12 protein-coding genes and 1 tRNA gene are annotated in these 16625 nt (G+C 67.0%); 3 read left to right on the top strand and 10 right to left on the bottom strand.

Features of this window, described 5'->3' with window-relative positions:
* Positions 1–7 precede the first annotated feature (7 nt).
* Together JOE67_RS11465 and JOE67_RS11460 are read right to left on the bottom strand one after the other, a co-directional pair.
* Positions 8–712, bottom strand: a complete 705-nt coding sequence (locus tag JOE67_RS11465; protein WP_204975685.1) for an ankyrin repeat domain-containing protein — start codon at positions 710–712, stop codon at positions 8–10.
* An 81-nt stretch (positions 713–793) separates the two neighbouring features.
* Positions 794–1801: a helix-turn-helix domain-containing protein gene (locus JOE67_RS11460; protein ID WP_204975684.1), complete on the bottom strand. Its 1008-nt coding sequence runs from the start codon at positions 1799–1801 to the stop codon at positions 794–796.
* Between the two features lie 211 nt (positions 1802–2012).
* On the opposite strand from JOE67_RS11460, the gene JOE67_RS11455 reads away from it, so the two are divergent.
* Positions 2013–2309, top strand: coding sequence for a DUF7882 family protein (locus JOE67_RS11455; RefSeq protein WP_204975683.1), 297 nt, complete (start codon positions 2013–2015; stop codon positions 2307–2309).
* A gap of 108 nt (positions 2310–2417) precedes the next feature.
* Here the strand turns inward: JOE67_RS11455 and JOE67_RS11450 are convergent.
* A tRNA-Tyr gene (locus JOE67_RS11450) sits at positions 2418–2498 on the bottom strand.
* Positions 2499–2584: 86 nt separating this feature from the next.
* Positions 2585–3490 carry a PfkB family carbohydrate kinase gene (locus tag JOE67_RS11445; protein ID WP_204975682.1) on the bottom strand — a complete coding sequence of 302 codons (906 nt, stop codon included), beginning with the start codon at positions 3488–3490 and terminating at the stop codon, positions 2585–2587.
* Between the two features lie 96 nt (positions 3491–3586).
* Here JOE67_RS11445 and JOE67_RS11440 point away from each other — a divergent pair, with 96 nt between their 5' ends.
* Positions 3587–4171 carry a hypothetical protein gene (locus JOE67_RS11440; protein WP_204975681.1) on the top strand — a complete coding sequence of 195 codons (585 nt, stop codon included), beginning with the start codon at positions 3587–3589 and terminating at the stop codon, positions 4169–4171.
* Between the two features lie 166 nt (positions 4172–4337).
* Here the strand turns inward: JOE67_RS11440 and rpoC are convergent, their stop codons facing one another.
* The gene (rpoC, locus tag JOE67_RS11435; protein WP_204975680.1) at positions 4338–8213 is read right to left on the bottom strand and encodes a DNA-directed RNA polymerase subunit beta'; all 3876 of its coding nucleotides are present in this window, start codon (positions 8211–8213) and stop codon (positions 4338–4340) included.
* A gap of 46 nt (positions 8214–8259) precedes the next feature.
* A complete protein-coding gene (gene rpoB, locus JOE67_RS11430) occupies positions 8260–11760 on the bottom strand; it encodes a DNA-directed RNA polymerase subunit beta (protein WP_204975679.1) in 3501 nt (1166 codons plus the stop codon).
* A gap of 204 nt (positions 11761–11964) precedes the next feature.
* On the opposite strand from rpoB, the gene JOE67_RS11425 reads away from it, so the two are divergent.
* Positions 11965–12465 carry a hypothetical protein gene (locus tag JOE67_RS11425; protein WP_204975678.1) on the top strand — a complete coding sequence of 167 codons (501 nt, stop codon included), beginning with the start codon at positions 11965–11967 and terminating at the stop codon, positions 12463–12465.
* 60 nt (positions 12466–12525) lie between these two features.
* Here the strand turns inward: JOE67_RS11425 and JOE67_RS11420 are convergent, their stop codons facing one another.
* The 4 genes from JOE67_RS11420 to JOE67_RS11405 all read right to left on the bottom strand — a co-directional run bounded on the left by JOE67_RS11420 (position 12526) and on the right by JOE67_RS11405 (position 16587).
* Entirely contained in the window at positions 12526–12837 is a 312-nt protein-coding gene (locus JOE67_RS11420; RefSeq protein ID WP_204975677.1) for a hypothetical protein, read from the bottom strand.
* A 128-nt stretch (positions 12838–12965) separates the two neighbouring features.
* The gene (locus tag JOE67_RS11415) at positions 12966–14639 is read right to left on the bottom strand and encodes an ABC transporter ATP-binding protein (RefSeq protein WP_239528107.1); all 1674 of its coding nucleotides are present in this window, start codon (positions 14637–14639) and stop codon (positions 12966–12968) included.
* Positions 14636–15583: an ABC transporter permease gene (locus tag JOE67_RS11410; RefSeq protein WP_204975676.1), complete on the bottom strand. Its 948-nt coding sequence runs from the start codon at positions 15581–15583 to the stop codon at positions 14636–14638. Before JOE67_RS11410 ends, JOE67_RS11415 begins: the two co-directional genes overlap by 4 nt.
* Complete coding sequence (locus tag JOE67_RS11405; protein ID WP_204975675.1) at positions 15583–16587, bottom strand: ABC transporter permease subunit; 1005 nt, start codon at positions 16585–16587, stop codon at positions 15583–15585. Before JOE67_RS11405 ends, JOE67_RS11410 begins: the two co-directional genes overlap by 1 nt.
* Positions 16588–16625: the final 38 nt, after the last annotated feature.

Here is a 16625-nt window from a genome sequence, read left to right as displayed (position 1 = left end):
TCTCTCCCTACTTGCCCGCCGCCGCATCGATCACGGCGACGATCTCGTCGTACCCCTTCTCGACTGCCAGCTCACGCGAGGTGAGTCCGCCGTTCTCGGTGATGTCGGGGTCGGCACCGGCCTCGAGCAGGAGCCGAACCGTCTCGACCTGGTCGGGCCCGCCGTCGTTCAGGATGATCGCCTCATGCATCGCCGTCCACCCGAGGTTGTTGACGTGGTCGACCGGCACCCCTGCGGCGATGAGCATCTTCACCGTGCTCACGTGCCCGTGCTCGCTGGCGGGGATCAGCGCCGTGCCACCGTAGCGGTTGGTGCTCGTCACATCGGCGCCCGCTTCGATCGTGAGCTTCAGGATCTCGTCGAGCCCCTCCGCCCCGGCGTAGAGGAAGGCCGAGTCCTGCATGCTGTCCTTCGCGTTGACGTCGGCGCCGGCGTCGATGAGCACCCTGGCGATCAGCGCCTGATTCTGCTTCGTCGCCTGGATCAGCGGCGTCGCGTCATTCTCGCCGCCGCGGTCTTCCAGCTTGGCGCCGTCTTCGATCGCGCGGATCGCGGCGTCGGCATCCTCCGCCGCGATCGCTGCCCACAGGTCGTCAGTGGCGCCTTTCGATGCGTCGGGAGCAGCGGTTCCGGATGCTGGCGCGCACCCCACCAGACCACCCAGCGCCGCAGCGGCGGCGACTGCCACCAGAATGGAGCGGATCACAGCCATCGGGACCTCCTCTGTCAGGAGGATGGTATACCAAAACCCGGGGAGCCTGCGGGAGCGCAACTGATCCGCCCGCGATGGGGGCTACTGCGCCAGCGCGGACGTCTCGGCCCGATCGTCTGTGTGGGCTGCGGTCTGACGCATTGCGCCGGCGCTGAGCCCGTAAGCCCACTTGAGCGCCCTGTTCATCGTCGTGATCGAGCGGAATCCGCTCGCTGCGGCCACCTCTTCAAGAGTCAGCGCCGTGCTCTCGGCGAGCAGCGGGATCGCGCGCTGGGCGCGCGAACGGCGGATCTCCTGCGCCGGGCTCAGGCCGTGCCGCGCGTAGAGCCTGTCGAGCGTGCGTCGTGAGACCTGGCACCGTGAAGCGAGCGCATCGACGTCGAAATCCGGCTCAGTGGAATGCTGGTCGACCATTCGCTGCGCGTGGAGGAAGGTCGCCTCGGATTCGTCCTCGACGAGGAACGACTTGGCAAGTGCGCGGGCCACCTCGCGCGTGAGCGTGCGAAGCACCTCGGGCGTCTCCTCCGGCTGCTCGGCCATCTGCGGCTCCTCGACGGTCGCCTGAAGATACGCGTATGACGCGCGGAACACTGTCGTTCCTGGTCGGATGTCGGCGATATTCGACGGCGTGAGCATGTAGGGCGCAACCTCGCTCTGCTCAAAAGTGAAGATGATCACCTCGCTCTTCTCGGTGCTCTGGATGTCAGCCGGCGTCGTGCCGGGAAAGATCAGGCAGAGGCCGCCGCCGGAAGATGCCCAGTGCTCCGCTCCCTCGACGGTGATCGAACCGTGGTTCACGAAGAGCAGCATGTATCGCGACTGCGCGGGCGTCCGGTCGCGCGTCCATCGGACGTGCAGGGGCGGTGTGCGCAGGTGCGCGATCAGGAAGTTGTTGAACCGGATCGCCTTCATCTCGAGCGATCGGGGATCACCCCGCATCACCCTCAGGCCTGCACCCGTGAGGAAGGTCATGATCCACGGGCCGCTGTTCGCCGTCGGCCAATGGCGATAGCGTCGATGCCCGACGAGCCAGTGCCAGCCCTCGCGCTCCACCGCGGGCAGAAGCTCTGTGACGGGGTTGTTCTTCATCCGCTCTGCTCCATACTTCTGCCGGGTCTGCAAGCGGAACCGGGGCCGAGAGAAGAGGCCCGGGAGCGCCTCGCACGTTCACATTCTGTCGTCGGAGCCGTCACTTTTCACCCATTTGGCCTGTTCTCGCCAATAGTGGCTGCATTCCGCGTCAATCTTCTGCCTCCGGATCCCTCTCGTCCCCAGCTGCCGGAGGGCGTATGTTCAGTTCATGGGAAAGCTCGAGTACAACAGCTCGCGGCCGCCGATAGATGTCGACGACGCCCTGCTCGCTCACGTGAAGATCGTGATCGCGACGAAGCTGCGTCGGCAGGAGAGCTTCATGATGACCTGGCCGTCGGGGAAGAAGCGCCCAGGGCGGCTTTCGGCGTGGATGCACCCGAGCATCCCTTTGGTTCTGGAGTTCGATCACGAACCACCGCCGAAGATCGACCGCCGGCGCGTCGAGGAGATGATGGAGCGCCTGAACGCTCGCGGGGAGCTGATTCTCGACGACCTGGAGCCCTGAGGCTGCGCAGCCCGAATCGCGGATCCGGAACACGGTGCAGGCAGACCGAAGGGCCCGCGACCTGACCGGTCGGGGCCCTTCGATCTCCACGCGATTCCGCGGTGGCGGTGGCAAGTGAGGGATTCGAACCCCCGAAGCTTACGCGGCTGATTTACAGTCAGCTCCCTTTGGCCGCTCGGGCAACTTGCCAGTGCACACCCGTCCGGCTTCTTCAGCCAACCGGGGGCGCGACTACCAAGCATACCGGTCAGAACCGGTCGCGAGAAATCGAGCGATCAGCTGCCGTGCACGCCGCGCTGAGCCTCGGCCAGCAACTCGGGAGTGCGCAGCAGCCCGCCCTCGGTCCGGCACGTCGCCGCGGCGACGAGCATGGCTCGGTCGAGCAGCTGCTGCCATTCGGCATCCGTCTTCGGCTCGCCCAGCGCGAGCCCTGCGGCGACCGCCGCCAGCGTCGCATCCCCCGCACCGACGGTGTCGATCACGGGACCAGGCAGGGACGCGATCGGGGCGCGGAACTCGCCCGCATTCGACTCGATCACAGCACCTTCTGACCCTGCGGTCGCCAGCACGGCATCCGCTCCGAGTTCGCGAAGACGCGTGCGCAGCGTGTCGAGATCCCCGTCGCACAGAAGCGCGGCGTCGTCTGCTCCGACCTTCACAAGCTCCGCGCGTGCCGCAAGGCGCTCGAACCCGCGCACGAACTCCTCGATATCGCTCATCATGCCGCTACGGGGGTTCGGATCGACGGCGATTCGTGCATCCTGAAGCGCGTCGGCCAGCGCATCGACCTCGGCCGGCACGTCGAAGGGGAAGCAGCTGACTGCGACGACATCGGCAGCGGCGATCGCCTGCCGCATCTCGTCGTCGTACCGGATGCTGCGGCCGCGAGCCGCGTCGTTGAAGACGTACTGCGGCTCGCCCTCAGGCGACCGAGTGACGAGAGCGCGAGACGAGCCGAGCGGCGAAGGGCCGGCGATGAGCCGCACGCCGTGATCGCTCAGGTACTCGCGGATGTGCCCGCCCGCCTCGTCGTCGCCGACCATGGCGATCAGCGTCGTGTCGACCCCCAGCCGGCGCAGGCCCACGGCGACGTTCAGTGCAGCGCCACCGACCAGTTCGCGCACGCCCGAGGCATCCCGGATCTCATCGATCAGCGCATCCCCGATCACCACAGCACTCATCTCGAGAGACTATCGCGGGCAAGCGGCTGCCCGGGGCCGGCGACGAGGGACGGCGCGGCTCCGCTCCATCGCGGCGGTCAGCCCTACTCTGTGGTCATGAAGCTCCGCGTCGGCGCGGCAGTCGCGCTCCTCTCCGTGACCCTGCTTGCCAGCTGCGCCTCAGCCGCACCTGACGAGGCGGCGACGCCGCCTCGAAGCGACAAGCCCACGGCATCCGGACCGGCGTCTCCGTCGCCGACGCCATCGCCGACCGCGGAGAGAACGCTCATGCCGCTGCCGGGAGACTGCCGCGAGATCCTGTCGGACGCCGTGCTCACGCAACTGAAGGACGTGCCGCTCAACGACCCCGCCTTCGGCGACAGCGGCCTGCTCGACGACGGCTCCCTCGTCTGCAACTGGGGCTCACCCCAAGCCGATACGACAGGCTTGACGACGAAGATCTCGAGGATGGATCGCGGGCCTGCCCTGGACATGCTCAATGCCCTCGCCGACGACGAGGCGTACGCCTGCTACACACCGGACGGGGGCACCCGCTGCGAGAAGAGCTGGCAGAACGAGCAGTACCCGGTCACCGACGGGCGCACCGTCTTCTGGCGCGACGGTCTGCTGATCGACACCCGCTACTCCAACCTCGCCCCGAAGGGCTACACGACCAGCATCGTCGACGCACTCTGGCCATGACCGCCTGGCGCGCCAGTCGCCCCGAAGAGACGGGAAAGGCCCCGGCCCTCCGAAGAGGGGCCGGGGCCTTTCGAATCACGCCCGGATCAGTTGTGTTCGCGACTTCGTCGCTCGACAACCTCAATCGCCTCGGCCGGACGAGCAAGCTCGCCGGTGCTCGGCTCGATCAGTTGTAGGTGCCGGGGGTGATGTCGTCCGTCGAGAACGCGTCGAAGTCGACGTATCCGAAGTCGCCGTCGGCGTACGCACCGTCGGATGCGAAGATCCGGTTCGGGTAGCGCTCGCTCTTGGCCTCTTCCGTCGCCTCGACCGTGATGTTGCGGTACTTCGACAGACCGGTTCCGGCCGGGATGAGCTTACCGATGATGACGTTCTCCTTGAGACCGACCAGCGGGTCGCGCTTGCCCTCCATGGCGGCCTGCGTGAGCACGCGGGTCGTCTCCTGGAACGAAGCGGCCGACAGCCACGACTCGGTGGCGAGCGACGCCTTGGTGATACCCATCAGCTCCGGGCGACCCGACGCGGGGCGCTTGCCCTCTGCCACGGCCTCGCGGTTGATCTGCTGGTAGCGCTTCAGGTCGACCATCTCACCCGGGAGCAGCGTCGTGTCAGCGTGGTCGACCACGGTGACCTTGCGCAGCATCTGGCGGACGATGACCTCGATGTGCTTGTCGTGGATCGGCACACCCTGCGAGCGGTACACGCCCTGCACGCCACCGACGAGGTACTTCTGCACCTCGCGGGCACCCATGACTCGCATGACCTCCTTGGGGTCGAGCGTGCCGACCTGCAGGGGCTGACCGACGGTGACGTGCTGGCCGTCCTCGACGAGAAGCGTCGCACGCTTCAGCACCGGGTAGACCACCTCTTCGTCGCCGTTGTCGGGCGTGAGGATGACCTTCTTGGCCTTCTCGTTCTCTTCGATCGTGATGCGGCCATCGGCCTCGGCGATCGGAGAAGCACCCTTCGGGGTACGGGCCTCGAAGAGCTCCTGCACACGCGGCAGACCCTGGGTGATGTCGTCGGCCGAAGCCGAACCACCCGTGTGGAAGGTACGCATCGTCAGCTGGGTACCGGGCTCACCGATCGACTGGGCCGCGATGATGCCGACGGCCTCGCCGATGTCGACGGTCTTTCCGGTTGCGAGCGAACGGCCGTAGCACTGCGCGCAGACACCGACGGCCGAGTCGCAGGTCAGCACCGAGCGGACCTTGATGGTCTCGATGCCGGCCTCGACGAGCTTGTCGATGAGCACGTCGCCCACGTCGTCACCCGCGGTCGCGACGACCTCGCCGGCCTCGGTGACCACATCGGATGCCAGGGTGCGGGCGAACACCGAGTTCTCGACGTTCGCGTCGCGCACCAGCACACCCTGCGAGTTCGGAGCGGCGATCGGGAGCTCGAGGCCCTTCGACGTACCGCAGTCCTGCTCGCGGATGATGACGTCCTGCGAGACGTCCACCAGACGACGGGTCAGGTAACCCGAGTCGGCGGTACGCAGAGCGGTGTCTGCCAGACCCTTACGGGTACCGTGCGTCGCGATGAAGTACTCCGCCACCGACAGGCCCTCGCGGTACGAGGAGATGATCGGACGGGGGATGATCTCACCCTTGGGGTTGTTCACCAGACCACGCATACCCGCGATGTTGCGGATCTGCAGCCAGTTACCACGAGCACCAGAGGTCACCATGCGGTTGATGGTGTTGTCCTCGGGGAAGTGGGCCTTCATCGCGGCCTGGACCTCGTCGGTCGCCTCGGTCCAGATCTTGATGAGCTCCTGACGGCGCTCGACATCCGTGGTCAGACCCTTGTCGTACTGCGACTGGACCTTCGCGGCCTGCTTCTCGTAGCCGGCGACGATCTCGGCCTTGTTCGGCGGGGTGAGGATGTCGCTGAGCGCGACGGTGACGCCCGAGCGGGTCGCCCAGTGGAAACCGGCATCCTTGATGCGGTCCAGCGTGGCGGCCGTCTCGACCTTGGGGTACTCCTCGGCCAGCTTGTTCACGATCTGCGACAGCTTGCCCTTGTCGGCCTGGCCGCGCACGAAGGGGTAGCCCTTCGGCAGAGCGCCGTTGAAGATCGCCTGACCGAGCGACGCGTCGACGAGACCGTGACGCTCGTAGCCCTCGGGGGCCTCGCCCTCGAGGAAGGTCAGACCCGGGATGCGGATGCGGACCTTCGCCTGCAGGTCGAGGGTGCCCTCGTCCTTGGCCAGGATCGCCTCGGAGACCGAGCCGAATGCACGGCCCTCACCGGCAGCGCCCTCCTTGACCGTGGTCAGGTGGTGCAGACCGATGATCATGTCCTGCGAGGGCAGGGTGACCGGACGGCCGTCCGACGGCTTGAGGATGTTGTTCGAGGCGAGCATCAGCACGCGGGCCTCGGCCTGAGCCTCGACCGACAGCGGCAGGTGCACAGCCATCTGGTCACCGTCGAAGTCGGCGTTGAACGCCGCGCAGACGAGCGGGTGCAGCTGGATGGCCTTGCCCTCGACGAGCTGCGGCTCGAACGCCTGGATGCCGAGACGGTGCAGCGTGGGTGCACGGTTCAGCAGCACGGGGCGCTCGCGGATGATCTCCTCGAGCACGTCCCAGACCTCGGGACGGGTGCGCTCGACCGCGCGCTTGGCGGCCTTGATGTTCTGCGAGTGACCGAGGTCGATCAGGCGCTTGATCACGAACGGCTTGAAGAGCTCGAGAGCCATCTGCTTGGGCAGACCGCACTGGTGCAGCTTCAGCTGCGGGCCGACGACGATGACCGAACGGCCCGAGTAGTCGACACGCTTTCCGAGCAGGTTCTGGCGGAAGCGACCCTGCTTTCCCTTCAGCATGTCGCTGAGGGACTTCAGGGCGCGGTTGCCGGTGCCGGTGACCGGACGACCGCGGCGGCCGTTGTCGAACAGTGCGTCGACGGCCTCCTGCAGCATCCGCTTCTCGTTGTTGACGATGATCTCGGGGGCGCCGAGATCGATCAGACGACGAAGACGGTTGTTGCGGTTGATCACGCGGCGGTACAGGTCGTTCAGGTCGGAGGTCGCGAAGCGGCCACCGTCGAGCTGCACCATCGGACGCAGCTCCGGCGGAATCACCGGGACGACGTCGAGAACCATCGCGGCCGGGCTCATGCCGGTCTCGAGGAAGGAGTTGACGACGGTCAGGCGCTTGATCGCACGGATCTTGCGCTGGCCCTTGCCCTCCGAGATCTGCAGGTGCAGGCTCTCGGACTCGGCCTTCAGGTCGAAGGTCTCGAGGCGGCGCTTGATCGCCTCGGCACCCATATGCGCCTCGAAGTACTGACCGAAGCGGTCCTGCAGCTCGTGGAACACGTCGTCCTCGGGGCGCAGGGCGCCCACCTCGAGCGTGCGGAAGTCCTCCCACACGCGCTCGAGCTTGGCGATGGCCTCGTCTGCACCCTTGCGGGTGAGGGTCATCTCCTTCTCGGCGGCGTCCTTGACCTTCTTCTTGGCGTCGGCCTTGGCACCCTCTGCCTCGAGAGCAGCGAGCTCCTCCTCCAGGCGGCGCATGCGCTCGGCGATCTTCGCGTCACGACGGTCGCCGAGCGTCTTGAGCTCGAGGCGGATGTTGTTCTCCTGCGTGGCGAGGTCGCGGTGACGAGCATCCTCGTCGACCGAGATCACCATGTAGGCGGCGAAGTAGATGACCTTCTCAAGGTCCTTCGGCGCCATGTCGAGCAGGTAGCCGAGACGCGACGGAACACCCTTGAAGTACCAGATGTGCGTCACGGGGGCGGCGAGCTCGATGTGGCCCATGCGCTCACGACGGACGGAGCTCTTGGTGACCTCCACGCCGCAGCGCTCGCAGACGATGCCCTTGAAGCGGACACGCTTGTACTTGCCGCAGGCGCACTCCCAGTCGCGGGAGGGTCCGAAGATCTGCTCGCCGAAGAGGCCGTCCTTCTCGGGCTTCAGCGTGCGGTAGTTGATCGTCTCGGGCTTCTTGACCTCGCCGAAGGACCATCCGCGGATGTCGTCAGCGGTGGCCAGGCCGATTCGAAGCTCATCGAAAGTGGTTGATTCGAGCACTAGTTCTCCTGTGTAGAAAAAATCTGTCGCTTGTCGAGGGCCGAGATCAGATCTCGTCGATCGACGCGGCTTCGAAACGGCTGGAGATGTTGATGCCGAGCTCCTCCGCTGCGCGGAAGGCCTCGTCGTCGGTGTCCCGCAGGTTGACGGCGGTGCCGTCGGCCGAGAGCACCTCGACGTTCAGGCAGAGCGACTGCATCTCCTTCATGAGCACCTTGAAGGACTCGGGGATGCCGGGCTCCTGGATGTTCTCGCCCTTGACGATGGCCTCGTACACCTTCACGCGGCCGAGGATGTCGTCGGACTTGATCGTCAGAAGCTCCTGCAGCGCGTATGCGGCACCGTAGGCCTCGAGAGCCCACACCTCCATCTCACCGAAGCGCTGTCCACCGAACTGCGCCTTACCGCCGAGCGGCTGCTGGGTGATCATCGAGTAGGGGCCCGTCGAGCGAGCGTGGATCTTGTCGTCGACGAGGTGGTGCAGCTTCAGGATGTACATGTAGCCGACCGAGATGGGAGCCGGGAACGGCTCACCGGAGCGGCCGTCGAACAGCTGGGTCTTGCCGGACGAGTCGATCAGGCGCACGCCGTCACGGGTCGGCAGGGTCGAGTCGAGCAGGCCCGAGATCTCGGACTCGCTGGCACCGTCGAACACCGGGGTCGCGACCTTGGTGTTCGGAGCGACGTCGCGGCCGTTCTCAGGCAGCTTCGCGGCCCACTCGGGGTTGCCCTCGACCTTCCATCCGGTCTTGGCGATCCAGCCGAGGTGGGTCTCGAGCACCTGGCCGAAGTTCATTCGACCCGGGATGCCGAGCGGGTTCAGCACGACGTCGACCGGCGTTCCGTCGGACATGAAGGGCATGTCCTCGACGGGCAGGATCTTCGCGATGACACCCTTGTTGCCGTGGCGGCCGGCGAGCTTGTCGCCCTCGGTGATCTTGCGCTTCTGGGCGATGTAGACCACGACGCGGCGGTTGACGCCCGAGCCGAGCTCGTCGTCGCCCTCTTCTGCGTCGAACTCCTTGACGGCGATGATCGTGCCCTGCTCGCCGTGGGGGACCTTCAGCGAGGTGTCGCGAACCTCACGGCTCTTCTCGTTGAAGATCGCGCGCAGCAGGCGCTCTTCCGCCGACAGCTCGGTCTCGCCCTTGGGCGTGACCTTGCCGACGAGGATGTCGCCGGGGCGGACCTCGGCTCCGATGCGGATGATGCCGCGCTCGTCGAGGTCCTTCAGCAGCTCGGGGCTGACGTTGGGGAGGTCACGCGTGATCTCCTCCTTGCCCAGCTTGGTGTCGCGGGCGTCGACCTCGTACTCCTCGATGTGGATCGACGAGAGGGTGTCGTCCTTCACCAGCTCCTGGCTCAGGATGATGGCGTCCTCGAAGTTGTGACCCTCCCACGGCATGAACGCCACGAGCAGGTTCTTGCCGAGCGCGAGCTCGCCGTTCTCGGTGGCGGGACCGTCGGCGATGACCTCGCCGACCTCGACGCGCTCACCGGCGTTGACGATCACGCGCTGGTTGTACGACGTGCCCTGGTTCGAGCGGTCGAACTTGCGCAGGTGGTACTCCTGCGTGCCGCCCTCGTCGAGCATGACCACGACGCGGTCTGCGGAGACCTCGCTGACGACACCGGCCTTGAGCGCGGTGACGACGTCACCGGCGTCGATGGCGGTGTAGCCCTCCATACCGGTGCCGACGAGCGGCGAGTCCGAGCGGAGAAGCGGCACGGCCTGACGCTGCATGTTGGCGCCCATGAGCGCGCGCTGTGCGTCGTCGTGCTCGAGGAAGGGCACGAGCGAGGTCGCGACCGACACCATCTGGCGCGGCGAGACGTCGATGTAGCCGATCTCCTCGGGCAGGAACAGGTCGACCTCGCCCGATCCGCCGCGGGGGCGGGCCAGGACGTGGCTCTCGGTGAAGCGGCCCTTCTTGTCGAGCGGTGCGTTCGCCTGAGCGATGTTGAAGTCGACCTCCTCGGCTGCCGTGAGGTAGTCGATCTGGTCGGTGACGGCACCGTCGACGACGCGACGGTACGGGGTCTCGATGAAGCCGAACGAGTTGATGCGCGCGAAGGTCGCGAGCGCACCGATCAGACCGATGTTCGGGCCTTCAGGAGTCTCGATCGGGCACATGCGGCCGTAGTGCGAGGGGTGCACGTCTCGCACCTCGACGCCGGCGCGGTCACGCGAGAGACCACCGGGTCCGAGGGCCGACAGACGGCGCTTGTTGGTCAGACCCGCGAGCGGGTTGTTCTGATCCATGAACTGCGACAGCTGCGAGGTGCCGAAGAACTCCTTGATCGCGGCCACGACGGGGCGCACGTTGATCAGGGTCTGCGGGGTGATCGCCTCGATGTCCTGCGTGGTCATGCGCTCGCGGACGACGCGCTCCATGCGCGACAGACCGGTGCGGACCTGGTTCTGGATCAGCTCGCCGACGGCGCGGATGCGGCGGTTGCCGAAGTTGTCGATGTCGTCGGTGGCGATGCGGATCTCGGTCTTCTTGCCGCCGCGGATGCCCTCGAAGGTCTCGTCGCCGCGGTGCACGCGCACCAGATACTTGATGGTCGCGACGATGTCGTCGACGGTCAGCACCGAGTCGGTGAGCGGAGCCGCGAGACCGAGCTTCTGGTTGATCTTGTAACGACCCACCTTCGCGAGGTCGTAGCGCTTCGGGTTGAAGTAGAAGTTGTCGAGCAGCGAGCGCGCGGCCTCGGCGGCCACCTGCTCGCCCGGACGCAGCTTGCGGTAGATGTCGCGCAGGGCGTCTTCCTGCGTGAGGATCGTGTCCTTCGCGAGGGTCTCCTCGATCGAGGGGTAGCCGGCGAACTCGGCGAGGATCTGCTCGCTCGACATGCCGAGCGCCTTCAGGAAGACGGTGACGGACTGCTTGCGCTTGCGGTCGATGCGCACCCCGACCTGGTCGCGCTTGTCGATCTCGAACTCGAGCCATGCGCCGCGGCTGGGGATGACGCGAGCGGTGACGATGTCCTTGTCACTGGTCTTGTCGGGGGTCTTGTCGAAGTAGACACCGGGCGAGCGCACGAGCTGCGAGACGACGACGCGCTCGGAGCCGTTGATGATGAACGTGCCCTTGTCGGTCTGCAGCGGGAAGTCGCCCATGAAGACCGTCTGGGTCTTGATCTCACCGGTGAGGTGGTTCATGAACTCGGCCTCGACGTACAGCGGCGCGGCGTAGGTCTTGCCGCGCTCCTTGCACTCGTCGATCGAGTACTTCTCGGGCTCGAGGTACGGGTTGGTGAACGAGAGCTGCATGGTCTCGCCCAGGTCCTCGATCGGGGAGATCTCCTCGAAGATCTCGCCGAGACCCGAGACCTCGGAGACGTCGTTGCGGCCGGACTTCTTGGCCTCGGCGACGCGCGCCTTCCAGTCGTCGTTGCCGACGAGCCAGCCGAAGGACTCGGTCTGCAGCGCAAGAAGGTCGGGGACCGTCAGCGTGTCGGAGATCTTGGCGAACGAGAGGCGGGAGACTCCGCGGCCGTTCTTGTTGGTGGTGGATGTGGATGCGTTGTGAGCAGCAGCCAAGGGAGTAACCTCCGTGAGCCCGTGCAGGGGCTGGTCGATTCCTAGACGTCGGTGGAGAACGCGCTCGAGAGCTCAACGGATGCCGACCACCATATGAGGGCAGGGAGAAGCGAGCGCAACTACCAACTATACGCACGATTTCACGACATGGCAAGCAGAGTCCTTGACCAACGCCGGATGCTGCGGTATGAGCGACACTGCAGTATGCGCATCGTGCTGAAGTTCACCATCGCCTGCGACCCAGACACCGCCTGGCGAGCGTTGCACTCCCCTCGCGTCGTCGGCGATCTCTACGCCCCTCTTCTGCAGATGCAGCCGCTGCAGCCCGTCGTGCTGCCCGAGCGATGGGAGTCAGGCGACGAGGCGGCCGTTCGCCTGTCCGCGTTCGGGCGGATGCCCGTCGGAACTCAGCTCATCCGGATCGGTGAACGCGAGGTCGAGGAACCCGCCGGCGCCGTGCGGATCCTCCGCGACAGCGGCATCCCCCTCACCGGCCCGCTCAGCGGACTCGACGTCTGGGACCACCAGATGGCGGTCTCGCCCCAGCCCGGCCGGCCCGACCGCACGCTGTGGCGCGACCGGCTCACCTTCGACGGACCGACCGCCAGCCTGCTGTGGCCAGCGCTCTGGGCGACGTGGCAGGCCCGCGCGCTGAGGGTGCGCGCACTCGCGCCGCGCTGGGCGCGCGACCCCGAGCTGAGCTGAGCCCGGATGCCACGGGCGGCGAGCCCATGGCATCCGGAACCCGTCAGCGAGGCGAGGGGGTCACTCCTCGTGCATCGCGTTGCCGCGGCACGCCACACCGGGCCCGCCCTCGGCGCCCTTCATGCCGGCGCGCACCAGCATCCCGTAGCTCTGAACATGCCCGCCGGTGACGGCATCGTCGTTCATCCACGGCATCGGGTTCATCTCGACGTCGTCGGGCAGATCCCGCCCCGAGAAGTGACACGCCGAGTGCGCCTTCGAGCCACCAGGAACGTCACCTCCGTTGCCCGTGTACTCCCCCGCCATCGCCGCTCCGCTGCTGCCCGCCACGAGCATCAGCGCCAGGGCGCAGCCGATCACAGCCTTCTTCATCTTCGTTCCCAATCCCCAGAAGAACGAGTCGCCTCCCCCTTACGGCTCGATGCGGCATCGTCGCCGCACAGCACCGTTCTAGACCCGACCGACGCGACGCACAAGACCGATCTGCGCCGGCCGTCCGATCAGGAAGCGATGCCGAGCTCGTTGCCGGGGATGGATGCCAGCAGCCGGCGCGTGTACGGATCGCGGGGATTCGTGAAGATCTCCTCGGAGGTCGCCGCCTCGACCAGCGCGCCATCCTTCATGACGCACACGTAGTCGCTGATCAGACGAACGACGGCGAGATCATGCGAGATGAACAGGTAGCTGAGTCCGTACTCCTTCTGGAGATCGCCGAGCAGCCTGAGGATCTGATCCTGCACGAGCACGTCGAGCGCCGAGACCGGCTCGTCGCACACGATGAGATCGGGAGAGAGCGCGAGTGCACGGGCGATGGCGACGCGCTGACGCTGGCCTCCCGACAGCTCCGACGGGTAGCGCTGCAGCATGGACTGCGGCAGGGCGACATCGTCGAGCAGCGTGCGCACTCGAGCCTTGCGCTCTGCCCGGCTGCCGCGCTTGTAGAACTCCAGGGGCTCGGCGATGAGCCGCTCGATCGTGAACATCGGGTTCAGGCTCGAGTACGGGTCCTGGAAGACCGGCTGCACGCGCTGACGGAACTCCTTGGCCTGCGCACGACTCAGCTTCGCGATGTCGTTGCCCTCGAAGCGGATCGTGCCGGCGGTCGGCTCGATGAGCTTGAGCAGCATGCGGGCGGTGGTGGTCTTCCCCGAGCCCGACTCGCCCACGATCGCGACGGTCTTGCCCCGGGGCACGACGAGCGACACGTCGTCGACCGCGACGAAGTCCTCGGCCTGACCGCGGATGGGATAGACCTTTCGCAGCCCCTCGATCTCGACGATGTTGTCGGTCGCCGCCGACTCGGCCGCGCCCTCGTCTGCGGTGAACACCTCGGGCTGCAGGCGCGCTGCGGCGATCGACGGCGCCGCCTTGACGAGACTCTGCGTATAGGGGTGTTGCGGGTCCTCGAGGATCTGCCGCGCCGGCCCCTGCTCGACCACCCGTCCGCGATGCATCACCACGACGCGCTGCGCGCGCTCGGCGGCGAGGCCGAGGTCGTGCGTGATGAGCAGCACGGCGGTGCCGAGCTCGCGGGTCATCTCCTCGAGCTGATCGAGGATCGTCTGCTGCACCGTCACGTCGAGAGCACTGGTGGGCTCGTCGGCGATGAGCAGACGCGGGCGGCAGGCGAGCCCGATGGCGATCAGCGCACGCTGGCGCAGGCCGCCCGAGAGCTCATGCGGATACTGCTTGGCGCGACGCTCGGGGTCGGGAAGGCCGGCGGCCGAGAGCGCCTCGACCACCTTCTGGTGCACGTTGCCGCGGTTCGCGAGCCCGTGTGCGAGCAGCGTCTCGGCAACCTGCGTGCCGATCTTCGCGACCGGGTTGAGGTTCGACATCGGATCCTGCGGGACCATCCCGATGTCGCGTCCGCGGATCTTGCGCATCTCGCCCTCGGAGATGCCGACCAGCTCACGCCCGTCGAGGGCGATGCTGCCGCCGGCGACCCGTCCGCCCGAAGCGAGCAGTCCGATGACGGCCATCGCGGTGGTCGACTTGCCCGAGCCCGACTCGCCGACGATCGCGACGGTCTCGCCTGGCGCGATCTCGAGGTCGACCCCCTCGACGGCGTGCACGACGCCGTCCATGGTGCCGAAGTCGACCGCGAGGTTCGACACCTGCAGCAGCGGCTGGCGCACGGCATCCGGATTCTGGTTCATCGTCTCGTTCCTCATCGTGCGCGCGTCCTCGGGTCCATCGCCTCTCGCAGCGCCTCACCGAACAGCGTGAAGCCCAGCGCGGTCACTGCGATGCAGATGCCGGGGAGGAAGGCCAGCTGCGGGGCGATCGCCAGCTCGGCCTGGGCGTAGGTCAGCATCCGGCCCCACTCCGCGGTCTCGGGGCGCCCGCCGCCGAGACCGAGGAACGACAGCGCAGCCGCATCGATCACCGCGGTGGCGAGAGTCAGCGTGCCCTGCACGATGACAGGGCCGATGGCGTTCGGCAGCACGTGCGACATGGTGATGCGTCCGCGACCGAGGCCGAGGCTCTGCGCCGAGAGGACGTACTCGGCCGAGCGCTGCTGAAGCATCGACGCGCGCAGCAGGCGCGCGAAGATCGGCACCTGCGATGCGCCGATGGCGATCATGACCGCGGAGGGCGTCTGCCCGAGGATCGCGGCGATCGACACCGCCAGCAGCAGGTTCGGCACCGACAGGATGATGTCGACGATGCGCATGATGAGGGTGTCGACCCACCCGCCGAACGTGCCGGCGATGAGCCCCAGCAGCATGCCGCCGACGAGGCCGAGCGCCGTCGACACGACTCCCACGAGCAGCGACGCCTGGGCGCCCCAGATGAGCTTCGACAGCACGTCGCCGCCGAACCGGTCGAGACCGAGCGGGAACCCGTCGACTTCGCCGATGCCGGGGATCGTCGTCGGGGTGATGTGCTCGGTGCCCGGAAGGGCCCGCTCGGGATACGGCGCCAGCAGCGGCGCGAGGGCCGCGACGAGCAGGAAGAGCAGCACGATGACGAGACCGACCCATGCGGCGGGATTGCGACGCAGACGCCGGAGCACGTCCTGCCAGAAACCGCCGCCGGACTTGAGATCGGCCTGGGCGACGGCGACGGTGTCGAGCACCTCGCCGCCCTGTGCGGGTGGGAGCACTGCGCTCATCACTGGACCCTCACTCTCGGATCGATCAGGCTGTACGACACGTCGACGGCCAGGTTGATCAGCGCGTACGCGATCGCGATGAAGATGATGAAGCCCTGCAGCACCGGGAAGTCGCGCGAGAAGATCGACTGCGCGAGGAACGATCCGACGCCGGGGTAGGCGAACACGGTCTCGGTGAGCACCGCGCCCGAGATCAGCAGACCGGTCTGCAGGCCGATGGTGGTGATCACCGGAAGCATCGCATTGCGCAGGATGAACCGGTTTCGCAGGGTCGACGAGGCGACGCCCTTCGCCTTGCCCGTGCGGACGTAATCGGCGTTCTGCACCTCGAGCACGCTGGCGCGCGTGATGCGCACGATGATCGCGAGCGGGATGGTGCCGAGGGCCAGTGCGGGAAGCGCCAGGTGCAGAGCGGCATCCCACGCGGCGTCGAACTCGCCGGTGATGATGCCGTCCCAGACGTAGAACCCGGTCACGTGCGTCGCGTCGATGCGCGGGCTCTGGCGGCCGTCGGAAGGAAGCCAGCCCAGCTGCACGGCGAACACGTACTTCAGGATGAACGCCAGGAAGAACACGGGGATCGTGATGCCGATGAGGCTGAAGATCACGGCGCTGTGGTCGGTCCATCTGCCGTGGCGGCGCGCGGCCCAGTAGCCGAGCGGGATGCCGACGCCGACGGCGAAGATGAGCGCCGCGATGCTCAGCTCGATCGTCGCCGGGAAGCGGCGGAAGAACTCCTCGACGACGGGGCGCGAGGTGACGATCGAAGAGCCGAAGTCGCCCTGCAGCAGACGGCCGATCCAGGTCACGTACTGCTCGATGAGCGGGCGGTCGAACCCGTAGAGCTTGTTGACCTGCTCCACGGCGGCCGGCGTGGCCTTCTCGCCGAGCAGGGCGACCGCTGGTCCGCCTGGTAGCGCGCGGACCCAGGCGAACAGCAGGATGCTGAGGCCGAAGAGTGTGGGGATGAGCAGCAGAAGCCGCTTGCCGATTGTTCGCAGCACGAAGTTCTCCGTCAGGGCTGCGGCGCCCGGCCGGTGGC

Source organism: Microbacterium esteraromaticum, assembly GCF_016907315.1.
Taxonomy (GTDB): domain Bacteria; phylum Actinomycetota; class Actinomycetes; order Actinomycetales; family Microbacteriaceae; genus Microbacterium; species Microbacterium esteraromaticum.
This window is presented reverse-complemented; position numbering and strand designations above follow the sequence as displayed.

Bases quoted from the DNA above. Each gene is read 5' to 3' on its own strand.
- JOE67_RS11420 (WP_204975677.1), bottom strand. From the start codon at position 12,837: ATGAAGAAGGCTGTGATCGGCTGCGCCCTGGCGCTGATGCTCGTGGCG.
- JOE67_RS11460 (WP_204975684.1), bottom strand. From the start codon at position 1,801: ATGAAGAACAACCCCGTCACAGAGCTTCTGCCCGCGGTGGAGCGCGAG.
- JOE67_RS11425 (WP_204975678.1), top strand. From the start codon at position 11,965: ATGCGCATCGTGCTGAAGTTCACCATCGCCTGCGACCCAGACACCGCC.
- JOE67_RS11415 (WP_239528107.1), bottom strand. From the start codon at position 14,639: ATGAGGAACGAGACGATGAACCAGAATCCGGATGCCGTGCGCCAGCCG.
- JOE67_RS11465 (WP_204975685.1), bottom strand. From the start codon at position 712: ATGGCTGTGATCCGCTCCATTCTGGTGGCAGTCGCCGCCGCTGCGGCG.
- JOE67_RS11440 (WP_204975681.1), top strand. From the start codon at position 3,587: ATGAAGCTCCGCGTCGGCGCGGCAGTCGCGCTCCTCTCCGTGACCCTG.
- JOE67_RS11445 (WP_204975682.1), bottom strand. From the start codon at position 3,490: ATGAGTGCTGTGGTGATCGGGGATGCGCTGATCGATGAGATCCGGGAT.
- JOE67_RS11455 (WP_204975683.1), top strand. From the start codon at position 2,013: ATGGGAAAGCTCGAGTACAACAGCTCGCGGCCGCCGATAGATGTCGAC.
- JOE67_RS11410 (WP_204975676.1), bottom strand. From the start codon at position 15,583: ATGAGCGCAGTGCTCCCACCCGCACAGGGCGGCGAGGTGCTCGACACC.